General features: G+C 68.6%; 16 protein-coding genes. 3 read left to right on the forward strand and 13 right to left on the reverse strand.

Going from position 1 to position 13,512, the window contains the following annotated elements; all coding sequences use genetic code 11:
- Positions 1 to 50 precede the first annotated feature (50 nt).
- Genes glmM through rplM form a run of 3 tightly spaced genes read right to left on the reverse strand, consistent with a single transcriptional unit; the run spans position 51 to position 2,390 of the window.
- Positions 51 to 1,397, reverse strand: a complete 1,347-nt coding sequence (gene glmM, locus LDL49_RS24980) for a phosphoglucosamine mutase (protein WP_225293906.1) — start codon at positions 1,395 to 1,397, stop codon at positions 51 to 53.
- Position 1,398: 1 nt separating this feature from the next.
- Entirely contained in the window at positions 1,399 to 1,920 is a 522-nt protein-coding gene (rpsI, locus tag LDL49_RS24985) for a 30S ribosomal protein S9 (protein WP_225293908.1), read from the reverse strand.
- 26 nt (positions 1,921 to 1,946) lie between these two features.
- On the reverse strand, positions 1,947 to 2,390 hold the full coding sequence (gene rplM, locus LDL49_RS24990) for a 50S ribosomal protein L13 (protein WP_225293910.1): 444 nt from the start codon (positions 2,388 to 2,390) through the stop codon (positions 1,947 to 1,949).
- Positions 2,391 to 2,711: 321 nt separating this feature from the next.
- On the opposite strand from rplM, the gene LDL49_RS24995 reads away from it, so the two are divergent.
- The 3 genes from LDL49_RS24995 (at position 2,712) to LDL49_RS25005 (ending at position 7,109) form a co-directional block, all read left to right on the forward strand.
- Positions 2,712 to 3,479, forward strand: coding sequence for a CAP domain-containing protein (locus LDL49_RS24995; RefSeq protein ID WP_225293912.1), 768 nt, complete (start codon positions 2,712 to 2,714; stop codon positions 3,477 to 3,479).
- Positions 3,480 to 3,503: 24 nt separating this feature from the next.
- Positions 3,504 to 4,424 carry a hypothetical protein gene (locus LDL49_RS25000; protein ID WP_225293914.1) on the forward strand — a complete coding sequence of 307 codons (921 nt, stop codon included), beginning with the start codon at positions 3,504 to 3,506 and terminating at the stop codon, positions 4,422 to 4,424.
- Positions 4,425 to 4,778: 354 nt separating this feature from the next.
- Entirely contained in the window at positions 4,779 to 7,109 is a 2,331-nt protein-coding gene (locus LDL49_RS25005; RefSeq protein ID WP_225293915.1) for a hypothetical protein, read from the forward strand.
- A 19-nt stretch (positions 7,110 to 7,128) separates the two neighbouring features.
- On the opposite strand, the gene LDL49_RS25010 is transcribed toward LDL49_RS25005, so the two are convergent.
- The 10 genes from LDL49_RS25010 to LDL49_RS25055 all read right to left on the reverse strand — a co-directional run bounded on the left by LDL49_RS25010 (position 7,129) and on the right by LDL49_RS25055 (position 13,500).
- On the reverse strand, positions 7,129 to 8,142 hold the full coding sequence (locus LDL49_RS25010) for a tRNA pseudouridine synthase A (protein ID WP_225293917.1): 1,014 nt from the start codon (positions 8,140 to 8,142) through the stop codon (positions 7,129 to 7,131).
- A gap of 129 nt (positions 8,143 to 8,271) precedes the next feature.
- Positions 8,272 to 8,841 (reverse strand): 50S ribosomal protein L17, encoded by a 570-nt coding sequence (gene rplQ, locus LDL49_RS25015; RefSeq protein ID WP_225293919.1) that lies wholly within the window; start codon positions 8,839 to 8,841, stop codon positions 8,272 to 8,274.
- A gap of 157 nt (positions 8,842 to 8,998) precedes the next feature.
- Positions 8,999 to 10,015 carry a DNA-directed RNA polymerase subunit alpha gene (locus tag LDL49_RS25020; protein ID WP_214633194.1) on the reverse strand — a complete coding sequence of 339 codons (1,017 nt, stop codon included), beginning with the start codon at positions 10,013 to 10,015 and terminating at the stop codon, positions 8,999 to 9,001.
- 92 nt (positions 10,016 to 10,107) lie between these two features.
- Positions 10,108 to 10,734: a 30S ribosomal protein S4 gene (gene rpsD, locus LDL49_RS25025; protein ID WP_225293921.1), complete on the reverse strand. Its 627-nt coding sequence runs from the start codon at positions 10,732 to 10,734 to the stop codon at positions 10,108 to 10,110.
- 20 nt (positions 10,735 to 10,754) lie between these two features.
- Positions 10,755 to 11,159, reverse strand: a complete 405-nt coding sequence (rpsK, locus tag LDL49_RS25030) for a 30S ribosomal protein S11 (RefSeq protein ID WP_020542285.1) — start codon at positions 11,157 to 11,159, stop codon at positions 10,755 to 10,757.
- A gap of 45 nt (positions 11,160 to 11,204) precedes the next feature.
- Positions 11,205 to 11,585, reverse strand: a complete 381-nt coding sequence (rpsM, locus tag LDL49_RS25035) for a 30S ribosomal protein S13 (RefSeq protein WP_214633192.1) — start codon at positions 11,583 to 11,585, stop codon at positions 11,205 to 11,207.
- A 218-nt stretch (positions 11,586 to 11,803) separates the two neighbouring features.
- Positions 11,804 to 11,917 (reverse strand): 50S ribosomal protein L36, encoded by a 114-nt coding sequence (rpmJ, locus tag LDL49_RS25040; RefSeq protein ID WP_003956441.1) that lies wholly within the window; start codon positions 11,915 to 11,917, stop codon positions 11,804 to 11,806.
- 24 nt (positions 11,918 to 11,941) lie between these two features.
- Positions 11,942 to 12,163, reverse strand: coding sequence for a translation initiation factor IF-1 (gene infA, locus LDL49_RS25045; RefSeq protein WP_012887858.1), 222 nt, complete (start codon positions 12,161 to 12,163; stop codon positions 11,942 to 11,944).
- 320 nt (positions 12,164 to 12,483) lie between these two features.
- Positions 12,484 to 12,933, reverse strand: a complete 450-nt coding sequence (locus LDL49_RS25050; RefSeq protein ID WP_225293923.1) for a hypothetical protein — start codon at positions 12,931 to 12,933, stop codon at positions 12,484 to 12,486.
- A 138-nt stretch (positions 12,934 to 13,071) separates the two neighbouring features.
- Positions 13,072 to 13,500, reverse strand: a complete 429-nt coding sequence (locus LDL49_RS25055) for a DUF1707 SHOCT-like domain-containing protein (protein WP_225293925.1) — start codon at positions 13,498 to 13,500, stop codon at positions 13,072 to 13,074.
- Between the last annotated feature and the right edge of the window lie 12 nt (positions 13,501 to 13,512).

Below are 13,512 nucleotides of genomic sequence, written 5' to 3' on the forward strand. Positions count from 1 at the left end.
AGGATACGCGTGAGGGGCACGGCGCCGCCGTGCCCCTCACCGGAAAAGCCTCAGACGCAGGCGACCCGGACCACGTCGGCCAGCCGGCCGGCGACCTCGGAGGCCTGCTCCTCGGACGAGGCCTCGACCATCACGCGGATCATCGGCTCGGTGCCGCTGGGCCTGATCAGCACCCGGCCCGTCTCACCCAGCTCCTTCTCCGCCAGCGCCACGGCCTCGGTGAGCTCGGGCACCGACGCCTTGCCCCGGTCCACGTCCTTGACGTTGATCAGGATCTGCGGCAGCGGCGTCATCACCGCGGCCAGCTCGCGCAGCGACTTGCCCGACCTGGCCACGACCGAGAGCAGGTGCAGCGAGGTGAGCAGGCCGTCTCCGGTGGTGGCGTGGTCGAGCATGATGACGTGACCCGACTGCTCACCGCCCAGGTTGTAGCCGTCGGACTTCATGCGCTCCAGCACGTAGCGGTCGCCCACCGCGGTCTCCACGACGTGGATGCCCGCGTCGCGCATGGCCAGCTTGAAGCCCAGGTTGGACATCACGGTCGCGACCACGGTGTCCTTGGCCAGCGTGCCCTCGGCGTGCATCTCGGCCGCGAGGATCGCCATGATCTGGTCGCCGTCGATGATCGCGCCGGTGTGGTCGACCGCCAGGCAGCGGTCGGCGTCGCCGTCGTAGGCGATGCCGAGGTCGGCGCCGCGCGAGACGACGACCTGCTGCAGCTTGGGCAGATGGGTGGAGCCGTAGCCGGCGTTGATGTTGAGACCGTCGGGCCGCGCGCCGATGGCCTCCACCCTGGCTCCGGACCGCACCAGCGCCTCGGGCGCGACCATGTGGGCGGCGCCGTGGGCGCAGTCGACGACGATGTCGAGGCCGTCGAGCCGGCCACTGACCGTGGTCAGCACATGGGAGATGTAACGGTCGGCCTCACCGTAGGCGTCACGAACCCGGCCGACGGCGGAGCCGACGGGAAAGGTCCAGTCCTCGCCGAGCCGCCGCTCGATCTCGTCCTCGACCGCGTCGGACAGCTTGAAGCCGCCCCGGGCCAGGAACTTGATGCCGTTGTCCGGCGCCGCGTTGTGCGAGGCCGACAGCATGACGCCGATGTCGGCGCCGAGCGCCGCGGTGAGGTAGGCGACGGCCGGGGTGGGCAGCACGCCGAGGCGCAGCACATCCACTCCGGACGACGCAAGGCCGGCGACCACTGCGGCCTCGAGGAACTCCCCCGAGGCACGTGGGTCCCGGCCTACGACGGCCACAGGACGACGTCCTGTGGCCGTGAACGCGCCCGCATCGCCGAGGACGTGAGCCGCCGCGACCGAGAGGTCCATGGCGAGCTCCGCCGTGAGGTCGCGACCAGCGACCCCACGAACCCCGTCGGTGCCGAAAAGACGCGCCAATTTAGCGCTTGCTGTACTGCGGAGCCTTACGGGCCTTCTTGAGGCCGTACTTCTTCCGCTCCGTGGCGCGCGCGTCACGGGTGAGGAAGCCGGCCTTCTTCAGAGGCGCTCGGTTGGTCTCGACATCAAGGGCCGTCAGCGCACGGGACAGGCCCATGCGCAGCGCGCCGGCCTGGCCGGTCACGCCGCCACCGTCGATGCGCGCGATGACGTCGAACGCCTCTTCGGCGCCGAGCACCACGAAGGGCTCGTTGACGATCTGCTGGTGGACCTTGTTGGGGAAGTAGACGTCCAGCGAACGACCGTTGATCGTCCACTTGCCGGTGCCGGGGACGATGCGCACGCGGGCGATCGCCTCCTTACGGCGGCCGGTGCCGTACGAGTTGCCCGTGGTGACGGGCTTGCGCACGGGAGCGTCAGCGCTGGCGGTGGACTCGGTGGTGTACTCGGAAGGGAACTCCTCGCCGGAGAAGCCTTCCACCTCGGCCTCGACGGCCGTCTCGACACCGGTGGGCTCAGCCACGGTTCTCCTCTAAATCTTTCGGACTACTACTGGGCGATCTGGGTGATCTCGAACGGCACCGGCTGCTGGGCCTGGTGCGGGTGCTCGGACCCCGCGTAGACCTTGAGCTTCTTGGCCATCTTCCGGCCGAGGGAGTTCTTCGGCAGCATGCCCTTGACGGCCTTCTCGACGGCCTTGTCCGGCCGCTTGTCCATGAGCTCGCCATAACTGACGGAACGCAGACCGCCCGGGTAACCCGAGTGGCGGTAGGCCTTCTTCTGCTCACGCTTGTTGCCGGTGAGCGCGATCTTGTCCGCGTTGATGATGACGACGAAGTCGCCGGTGTCGACGTGGTTGGCGAAGATCGGCTTGTGCTTGCCGCGGAGCAGGATCGCGACGTGGCTGGCCAGCCGGCCCAGCACGACATCGGTCGCGTCGATGACGTACCACTGACGCTGAACGTCGGCGGGCTTCGGTGAGTACGTGCGCACGGTCGTAGCCTTCTTTATGCTCGCGTCTTCGGCGCTGTCGGGAAGCGACAGCTCTAGGGTCGGTCGGTGCGGGCACACGGCAGCCCGGACCTTCCGTCTCCCTGGCCCGATGGGCTGATGATGGGAGATGACGCCGGACGCGCCGCGCATCGGTCGCGCTGGACCTATGCACACAACGATTGATTAGGCTACCCGCATTTAAGGGTGCTGGTCAAAAGACCGGTAACCTGCGATCAGTCTACCCGACACAGAACGGTTCGATTTCGGTTCCCTGGGATCCCTTCTTTCCCAGGACCAGACATCTCTATCGTTGGGTGTGGCATGTGGCACACCTCTCTCACCCGGCACACCCAGCGGAGCGCACGGCGCCGGAACCATCTGGGGGTGCTCGCCTGTCTTATGGCGGTTCTGTTCACGGGTGTGCTGATCGGGCGGTTGACGGACAACGTCGAAGAAACCGGCCACATCTACCTCAACGAGACGGCCCCACCTGCCGCCGCTGCGGCCAAGCCCAAGCCCAAGGCCACGCCCACGCCCACGCCCAAGAAGGCGCAGCCGTACGCCGGGCGCATCCCCAGGGAGAGCACCGCCGGGGTCCCGCGCGGCAGCGTCAGGGTTAAGCCCACCAAGAGCCCGGACGGCAACACCGTGCCCGGCTACACCGCGGAGGACCCCACGCGGGTGCTCGGCGAGCAGACCGCCGAGATGTCGCCGGCGATGGCGGCCAAGGTCGTCAGCCTCACCAACGCCGCCAGGGTCAAGCGCGGCTGCGGCCGCCTCCGGACCGACGCGAGGCTGACCCGCTCGGCCCGTACGCACTCCCTTGAGATGGCGAGCAGCGGCCGTTTCACCCACGACTCCCCTGACGGCTCGTCGCCGTGGGACCGGATGGAGCGCGCCGGATACCGCGCGGGCGCCGCCGAGAACATCGGCCGCGGCTACACCTCCCCCGAAGAGGCGGTCCGCGGCTGGCTCGACAGCACCGACCACCGCCAGAACATCCTCAACTGCCGCATCGAGTCCATCGGGGTCGGCGTGGTGGCCGGTCCCGGCGGTCCTTGGTGGACGCAGGACTTCGGTTACTCATGACCACCTTCACGGTAATGTCGCCGCATGGGTTTTCCCGACGAACGTGACACCAGCACGGAGAGCACCCCCCGCCGTTCTCGCAGGGCCCGTGACACGGCCGAACCCGGCGGCTCCCGCAACCCCTTCGAACCGGTCGGGGCTGCCACCCGTCCCAAGGCCAAGGAGCCGGCCGCGGCCCAGCCGCCCACCGAACCGGCGCGCCGCAGCACGACATGGAGCCCCTACGACGAGGGCAAACGCTCGCGTGGACCGCTCTGGTTCACGCTCGGCGGCCTCGCGGTGCTCGGCCTGTTCGTCGGGGGCCTCGTGGTGATGTTCAAGTCAGGCGGCCCCCAGCAGGCCGAGACCCTGGCGGCCCGCCGCACTTCGGCGCCGCTGCCGTCGTCGCCGCCCGGCAAGTACAGCTACGCGGCCGATCGCAAGACCGACCCCGACCCGCTCACGGTCAAGGAGCTGTTCCCGGCCAAGAAGATCACCGTCGCCGGCCGCTCGTACACGATGACGGTCACCAGCAAGGTCAAGAAGTGCTCCGACGGAGCCGTCGGCGACAAGCTGCAGAAGGCCCTCAAGGCCGGCAAGTGTACGCAGATCATCCGCGCGAGCTTCCGCGACAAGGCCGGCAAGCTGATGGGCACGGTCGGCGTGGCCAACCTCAAGTCCAGCAAGACCGCGACCAAGGTGCAGTCGGTCGGCAGCAAGACCGACTACGTCAAGCCACTGGCCGGCAAGGACTCGCTCACCAAGAGCCTCGGCTCCGGCAGCGGCGGCACCCAGATGTGGATGTACGGCCACTACGCCGTCATGATCTGGTTCCAGAACAAGGACGGCAGCAAGCCTGACAAGAAGGGGCAGAAGAAGCTCTTCCAGGCGGTCGACGACATCACCAAGGCCACCGTCTTCAAGGCCCTTGACTCCCGGACTCTGACCGGCCATCCGGGCGCCTGAAAGCCTCAAACCTTTTCATACGTACCCAAACGGCATCGATGATCCAGTCGGGAACGCCCATACCGGCATAACGATCTCGCGACTCTCGCTAGGCTCCCCCTTATGCGTGGCCAGGAACCTGGGTCTGACAACGATCGTAGGGAATCTGACGGCTCGGCCGCACCGGCGACGCCACCGCCGAGCTTCGGCCAGCCCCTTCAATATCCCGAGTCACGGGCGTCTCACGAGGCGCCCGGCTCTACTCCAGCATCGCCGCCGGAGCCCGGCACGGGCGCTCACTCCGGCTCTGACAGTGCCGCCGGCTCTGACAGTGCCGGTCATGGCGGCGCCGGTTATGACGATGCCGGTCATGACATGCTGCCCGCTTTCCCGGGCACGCCGTCGGACGCCGAGCAGACGGTGACGGGGGAATCGGCCTTCGACTCGCCGGCCGAGTGGCAGCCGTTCGAACCGCAACCGTCGGACCCGGCGTCGGCCGAGGACCAGTCCGACCTTCCTGGCCTGCCGGCCTTCCCCGGCGCGCAGCCGTGGGAGGTGGCCGGCGACGACGCCGCGCCGTACGACTGGTTCGCCGACCCCCAGGGCCCGCCCCGCCCCATGCGCGGCCGCCTGCCGCGCAACCTCGGCGCCCAACCCGGCACCCCGTCCCCGTCTCCGCGACCTTCTGCCACGGGCACCCCGTCTGCGGGCTCCACACCCCCGCGACCGGGCGGTCAGCCTCCGGCACACACCCTGCCACCAGGCGCCCAGCTTCCGTCGCACAGCCCGGAGCCAGGCACTCAGCCTCCATCACACGCCCCCGGGTCAGGCGCTCAGCCTCCGTGGCAGTCCGCCGCGCCCCAACCGGGCGGTCAGCCCTCCGGTCCCCAGCCCTCGTGGCAGCACGCCGAGCCGGAGCCGGACGCCCAGGCGCCCGGCCGGCCCAACACCGGATGGTCCCCGGCGGCCGGCGCCTGGCCCGCACCCATCCCGGAGGAGCCCGCCACCTGGGCGGTCGAGCCCGTGGTGCCCGGTGCGCCCTCGTGGGAGCCGCCACCGGCCTTCACCGCCGCCGCCGCGGGCATGCAGGTATGGCCCGCCCCCGTCTCCGACCCGCCCGCCATGCCGCCCTGGCCCGCCGCCACGGGCGAGCTCGCCGTGGAGCCGGAGGCCGACGACGTATCAGACCCGACGTCGCCCTGGAACGTCCCATCGGACAACTCGCCTCCGGACGACGCGCCCACCCGGCCGGGGGGCATCATCCCGCCCGGCGCCCCCACGTCCGGCGACGGCGACCCCGCGCCCAAGAGCTCCGTGTACGGAGGGCCGACGACCAAGGGCCCCGCGTTCGGACAGCCCGCGGCCGACTACGAAGAGGGCGACCCCTCAGAGGACGCCGAGGACTACCAGACCGACCCGAACCTGACCGCCCCCTTCGACGCAAGGGGCGCGTCCGCCCGTCCCTTCGCCGCCAATGAGGCGGTCCCTCCAGCCTTCGACCCCAACACCACCGCGCCCACCTTCGACGCGACGGCCCCCCACGCCTTCAACCCCAGCACAGGCGCCCCCGGCACCTTCGACCCGAACACCACCGCGCCCGCGTTCGACCCGAACGCCACCGCGCCCGCGTCCGGTGCGACGGCCCCCCACGCCCTCGGCCCCAACGCCCGTCCGCACGCCTTCGACGCAAGCACCCCGCCCCCCGCCTTCGACCCGAACGCGGCCGGACACCCGGCCGAGCCGAGCGACGTCCCGGTCTGGCCGCCGATCCCCCCTGGCGGCCCCGAGCAGAAGGGCAAGGTCCCCGACCTCCCGTTCGAGGTATGGGGTCAGAAACCCACCCCCGCCCTGCCCGTCCCGGCCTCGCAGGACCGCTCCACACCCCCTCAGGGACTCCCCGCCCCCTACGGGCAGGGACCGTTCAAGCAGTCGCCGTTCCAGGCCACACCGCCCGTCGCCGGGCAGCCCGGCAAGCCGGCGGGCCGGAAGGCACTCTTCATCACCCTGGGCGTCCTCGCACTGGCAGGCGTCGCCACGGGCGGCTTCTTCGCCTACAAGTCGGTGAGCGCCCCGGCACCGAACGCCGCCACGACGGCCGCCAAGGAGCCGCCGACCACGGCACCCCCGGCCATCGTCAGCCCCGACGCCTCCACGACCCCGGTCGTCCCCGCCACCTCGATCCTCAACTCCGAGCAGACCGACCCGCGCAAGATGTCGCTCTCCGAGGCGTTCCCGAAGAAGAAGATCGAGGCGGAGGGAGCCGTGTTCTCGAAGGTCAAGACCGACATGACCTCGAGCTGCGACAAGGCCGCCTCCGGTCCCTTCGCCGACGCGCTGCGCGAGCAGAAGTGCAGCCGGATCGTACGGGCGACATACGTCGACACCAAGCGCCGCTACGCCGTGACGACCGGAATCGCCGTACTGCCGACCAAAGAGGCCGCCATGAGCGCCGACAAGGCCAAGAACCTCGGCCGCAACGTCTGGTTCCGTGGCCTCCCCTCGGCGGCGGGCACGGGCGGCGAACGCGTGGAGATCGCGGGCGGCTACGCCGCGGGGCTGGTCTGGGGCCGCTACATCGTCTTCAGCTACGCCACGTACGCCGACGGCCACACGCCCGGCACCAAGGAGAAGACACTCGGCAAGGTCAGCGGCGCCTTCCGCGACCAGACCTCACAGGCCCTGGAACGCCGCCTCACCAACGACTGACGAACCGCTCGGCACGGGGCTACGGCGCGTCGACAGCGGGCGGATCATCGCCCAGCGTGCGGACGCGCCGGGTCGCGAGGGCGCGCGCGGCGAGCTCCGCGTCGGGCGGGTAGCTCACCTCTTCCAGGCACAGGCCGTGCGCGGGCGCCACGTGCACCCCGGAGTCCCGTACGGCCCGCCCCAGCACCTGCCCCGGCCACTCGACGGGCCGGCGCCCATCGGCGGCCGACAGGAGGGAGCCGACCAGCGACCGCACCATCGAGTGGCAGAACGCGTCGGCGACCACGGTGGCGACCAGCACCCCGTCGCCCTCCCGCACCCAGTCGAGCCGCTGCAGCCGCCGGATCGTGGTGGCTCCCTCGCGCTTCTTGCAGAAGGCGGCGAAGTCGTGCTCGCCGAGCAGGTGCGCGGCCGCCGCGTTCAGCGCGTCCAGGTCCAGCGGCCGGTTGTGCCAGACCACCTCCCGGCGCCGCAACGGATCCACCCCACCGGCCGCGTCACTCACGCGGTACGCGTACCGCCGTGACAGGGCGGAGAACCGTGCGTCAAAGCCCTCAGAAGCCACGGAGACCCGATGAACGCGCACATCCGACTCCAGTACCCCGGCCAGCCGCCGCAGGAGTGTAGCGAGCCGCTCATCCACGTCCAGCGGCAACACCGCGCCGAGCACCCCAGGGCCGACAGCCGGGAAACCCACCGCGACGTCGGCAGCCGACAGCGCCGCCGCAGGGTGGGGAGCCAGAAAGGCCGCTGGATCGGTAAGCGCGGGTTCGGGCCCGGCGGATCTGCGGTGGTTGCGGTCAAGTGCGGAGAACGCCTCCAGGGGAAGATCCACGTGCGCCACCTGCCCACGCGCGTGCACCCCCGCATCCGTACGCCCCGCGACGGTCAGCGCCGGTGGCTCGGCCAGCCGCAGGATCCTGCCGAGCGCCCGCTCGATCTCCCCCTGGACCGTACGCAGCCCCGGCTGCCTGGCCCACCCGGAGAAGTCGGTCCCGTCGTAGCCGAGATCAAGCCGGAGCCGTATCACCATCACTCTCCCCAGAGTGCCCGAAAACGCGAACAGGCCCGAACCCCCGCGAGAGGGGCCCGAGCCCTATTCAACTGGGCCCGGAATCCCCGCATGACGGAGTTCTGGGCCCGATTCAGCCGACCTGACGGATCAGGCCTCGTCCTTCTTCGCCTCGTCGGCCGCAGCCTCGTCCGAGCCCGCGTCAGCGGCCTCGGCCGTGGTGGCCTCGGTCGTGGCGGCCTCGTCCGACGCGTCGGTCTCCGAAGCAGCCGGCGCCTCGGTCTCAGCCTCGGCCTCAGCGGCGGGAGCAGGAGCGGCAGCGGCGGCCGGAGCCTCCGTGCGCGACACGCGAACCGGGTTCAGCGGCTCGGTCACCAGCTCGATCACCGCCATGGGGGCGTTGTCACCCTTACGGGCGCCCACCTTGGTGATGCGGGTGTAACCGCCGGGACGCTCGGCGAACGTCACCGCGATGTCCGTGAACAGGTGGTGGACGACGCCCTTGTCCTTGACGACCGTGAGCACCTGGCGACGGTTGTGGATGTCGCCCTTCTTCGCCTTGGTGATCAGGCGCTCCGCCAGCGGGCGGACGCGCTTGGCCTTGGCAACCGTGGTGCGGATCTTGCCGTGGCGGAACAGGTCCGTGGCGAGGTTCGCCAGGATCAGCCGCTCGTGCGCCGGGCTGCCGCCAAGACGTGCACCCTTGGTGGGCTTGGGCATTGCGTTCTCCTTGTGAGTTAACCCGCCCCGGCCGTACCAGGTACCGGAGTCGGGCCGGTCGCAGTCGCTCTAGGGGCGATGCGAGCCGTTACCGTCGCCCGCGCCGAGCGGGAACCGCTCGGCGCGGGGAGTCGCGAGGCAGAGCCCTCGCGATGGCTTAGTACTGCTCGGTCTCGACGTACGCGCTGTCGTCGTCGTCGTAACCGGCGCCGGCCACCGCGCTCGGGTCGAACCCGGGCGGGGAGTCCTTGAGCGCCAGCGTCATCTCGTGCAGCTTCTGCTTGACCTCTTCGATCGACTTGGCGCCGAAATTCCTTATATCGAGCAGGTCCTGCTCGCTGCGGGCGACGAGCTCACCCACGGTGTGGATGCCCTCGCGCTTGAGGCAGTTGTAGGAGCGAACGGTCAGGTTCAGCTCCTCGATCGGCAGCGCCAGGTCGGCGGCCAGGGCGGCGTCGGTCGGCGACGGGCCGATGTCGATGCCCTCGGCCTCGACATTGAGCTCACGGGCCAGGCCGAAGAGCTCGACGAGGGTCTTACCGGCGGAGGCCACCGCGTCGCGGGGCTTCATGGCCGGCTTGGTCTCGACGTCGAGGATCAGACGGTCGAAGTCGGTACGCTGCTCGACTCGGGTCGCCTCGACCTTGTAAGTGACCTTGAGCACCGGAGAGTAGATCGAGTCGATCGGGATACGGCCGATCTCCTGACCCGGCTGCTTGTTCTGCGCGGCGGAGACGTAGCCGCGACCGCGCTCGACGGTCAGCTCCATCTCCAGCTTCGCCTTGCCGTTGAGCGTGGCGATGCGCAGCTCGGGGTTGTGCACCTCGACACCGGCCGGCGGCGCGATGTCGGCGGCGGTGACCTCACCCGGGCCCTGCTTGCGCAGGTACATCACGACCGGCTCGTCGTGCTCGGACGAGACGACGAGCTCCTTGAGGTTGAGGATGATGTCGGTGACATCTTCCTTGACCCCGGGAACCGTCGAGAACTCGTGCAGCACGCCCTCGATCCGGATGCTCGTCACGGCCGCGCCCGGAATGGACGACAGCAGCGTGCGGCGGACCGAGTTGCCGATGGTGTAGCCGAAACCCGGCTCCAGCGGCTCGATGACGAATCGGGATCGGGTGTCGTCGATCGACTCTTCGAGAAGAGTCGGGCGCTGAGCGATCAGCATGTGGGTCTCCCCTTTTCGCGTGGCGCCCGCTATATGACGCCACTCCGATACAAGCCTAGTTGAGGTGCGGCGAACCGCACCTCAACCACTACTTACTTCGAGTAGTACTCGACGATCAGCTGTTCCTGAACCTGGGTGTCGATCTGCTGGCGGACCGGCAGCTGGTGGATCAGGACGCGGATCTTGTCCGGCACGACGCCGAGCCACGCGGGGACCGAGCGGTCGCCGGCGGTGGCGCGGGCCACCTCGTAGGGCAGCAGGTTGCGCTTGGTCTCACGGACCTCGATGATGTCGTGCTCACGCACGCGGTACGAGGGGATGTCGACCTTCTTGCCGTTGACCAGGAAGTGTCCGTGACGGACCTGCTGGCGAGCGGCGTCGCGCGACTGGGCGAACCCGGCGCGGTAGACCACGTTGTCGAGACGGCTCTCCAGAATCTGGAGCAGCGCCTCACCGGTCTTGCCGCTCTTGCGGGTGGCTTCCTCGTAGTAGTTGTGGAACTGCTTCTCGAGGACGCCGTAAATGCGGCGGGTCTTCTGCTTCTCACGAAGCTGAAGCTGGTACTCGGACTCCTTGGGACGTCCGCGGCCGTGCTCACCCGGCGGGTAAGGACGGATCTCGATGGGGCACTTCGCGGACTCGCACTTGCTGCCCTTGAGGAAGAGCTTGGTCTTCTCGCGGCGGCAGAGCTTGCAGTCCGCACCCGTGTAACGAGCCATTTCTCAGATTCTCCTGGGTGTCAGACGCGGCGGCGCTTCGGCGGACGGCAGCCGTTGTGCGGAACCGGGGTGACGTCCTGGATCGAACCCACTTCGAGGCCGGTGGCCTGAAGGGAACGGATCGCGGTCTCACGGCCGGAGCCGGGACCCTTGACGAAGACGTCGACCTTCCGCATGCCGTGCTCCATGGCGCGGCGGGCGGCGTTCTCGGCGGCCATCTGAGCGGCGAACGGGGTGGACTTACGGGAGCCCTTGAAACCCACGTGGCCGGCGCTGGCCCAGGAGATCACGTTCCCGTTGGGGTCGGTGATCGAAACGATCGTGTTGTTGAACGTGCTCTTGATGTGGGCGTGCCCATGAGCGACGTTCTTCTTTTCCTTGCGGCGCACCTTCTTGGGCGCACCCTGACGGCTCTTAGGAGGCATCCTTTGCCTTCACTCCTGAGGTGTTCGGTCCCGCGGCTGCGTGGACTACTTCTTACCGGGCTTCTTCTTGCCGGCCACGGTCTTCTTCTTGCCCTTGCGGGTGCGCGCGTTGGTCTGCGTGCGCTGACCGTGGACAGGCAGGCCCTTGCGGTGCCGAATGCCCTGGTAGCACCCAATCTCGATCTTGCGTCGAATGTCGGCCTGAACCTCGCGGCGCAGGTCACCCTCGATCTTGAAGTTCGCCTCGATGTAGTCACGCATCGGGACGAGCTCAGCGTCGGTGAGCTGGTGCACGCGGGTGTCGCCGCTGACGCCGGTGGCCTCGAGGACCTCCAGCGCACGGGTGCGGCCGATTCCGTAAATGTAGGTGAGAGCGATCTCCAGCCGCTTTTCGCGGGGGAGGTCGACGCCAACCAGGCGAGCCATGGTCGGGCATTCTCCTTCGTTGTGGCGGAGGTCTTGCGCCTCACGACCCCTCCCCATGCCCGGGGTGAGGGCCCCGGCCTCCGACCGGGGGTCTCCTGGGTGGTACGGCCCGGAAATTAGGCCGCCTGCTCAGGTGTGACGCGCGATTACTGTCTCAGGCTTCTCATGCGTCGAGCCCGCTCCCTAACCGGGGCGGACTCGGAGAAGCCTTACGGCGACTAACCCTGACGCTGCTTGTGGCGCAGGTTGTCGCAGATCACCATGACGCGACCGTGCCGGCGGATCACCTTGCACTTGTCGCAGATCTTCTTGACGCTCGGCTTTACCTTCATTGTCCTTCGTGTTCCTCAGACGTCTTACTTGTATCGGTAGACGATCCGCCCACGACTCAGGTCGTAGGGGCTCAGTTCCACGACTACCCGGTCGTCGGGCAGGATCCGGATGTAGTGCATCCGCATCCGTCCGCTGATGTGGGCCAGGACCTTATGGCCGTTGTCAAGCTGCACCCGGAACATAGCGTTCGGGAGCGACTCGACCACAGTGCCCTCGATCTCGATGGCGCCGTCTTTTTTGGCCAAAATTCCTCGCGTTTCACTGATCGATCGTCTGAGGCTCCGGTTCACTAAGCAGCCGCGACCTCACGCTTCGAAGAGAGCGGCGACCGGCAACGGGCGCCGACGCGTGATAGTCATAGTGAGCCGAGTAAGGAGTGTACGACACCTGAGACAAAAACGCGAAACGCGTGTCAGGTGTCCTGACACAACCACGAGTCAGCTTACCGCACCCGCCAACCCGTATGGACCGGGCGGCACAGCAAAGGGCCCGCCGGCGAACCGGCGGGCCCTGCGAGTCGGCACACCCCCTGGGATGACTCCCCCCTGATGTGACCCTGATGTGCTTAGAAGACGTCGTGCCAGCTGCCGCAGCCGCTGTTGCGCGAGCCGCCCTCGCACACCTGGATCTTGAAGTCCCTCTTGAAGCGGATGCCATCGAAGTGACGGTGGTCGTCGGACCGGTACCAGTTGCGGTGGAAGTCGCCGTGGCGGTCGTAGTACTTGAACCACACGTAGCTGTAGTCACCGTCGTTGTGGTGCCGGTCGTACAGGTCGCCGTAGAAGTAGTAGCCGCCTCCGCGCTTCTGCCAGTAGCCCTTGAAGTACGACTCGTGGCCGCCGTTCTCGGAGCCGTTGGAGAAGTACGGGCCGAAGAAGTGCTTCGGGCTGGCCTGGGCGCTCTGCGCCTGGGTGGCGGTCGCGGCGTCGGCCTGGGCCGTGGGAGCGATGGCCAGCGCTCCGGCGACCATCGATCCGGCGAGAGCGGTGCCCGCGAGAAGGTGACGAATATCCACTGTGTCCTCCTGTAAGACGGTTCCCCGTACCGGACCGGGACTGCTCGGGTGAGCCCCTCTGTTGTCCGGCACCGCTTACGTTAGGAAGGACATCTCCTGCCTTCTGCGGACGAATGCACACAGTGCACTACTACACACTCACCGCTGCTTCGGACCGCCGCCGAAGATGGTGCTGATCAGCAGAATCGCACCCCAGGGACCCATCACCCACAGCGGCCAGGGATAGATCACGTGCCCGGAGGTGATGCTCACGATCAGCCAGATCACCCAGTTGATCGAGCTCGCCGCGGCCCACGCGCTCCAGGCCGCGCGCATCCCCGAGTGCATCCCGCTCTTGGGCGCCGGGGTGGGCTCGGTCAGCTTGGCGGGCGGGTTGCGCAGGTCCACGTCCGGCAGGTCCGCGGTCAACCGGGCCAGCTCGCCGTAGGTCTTGCTCTGGTAGAGCTGTTCGAGCCGCTCGTTGAACTCGTCCATCGTGATGCGGCCCTGCGCGGTGTGCTCCCGGAGCACGGCGGCCACCCGGTCGCGGTCGACGTCCGAGGCACGCATCTCGGGGCTCTGCGCCATACCCACCACTCC

It is taken from the genome of Nonomuraea aurantiaca (assembly GCF_020215705.1).
In the GTDB taxonomy this organism is placed as follows: domain Bacteria; phylum Actinomycetota; class Actinomycetes; order Streptosporangiales; family Streptosporangiaceae; genus Nonomuraea; species Nonomuraea aurantiaca.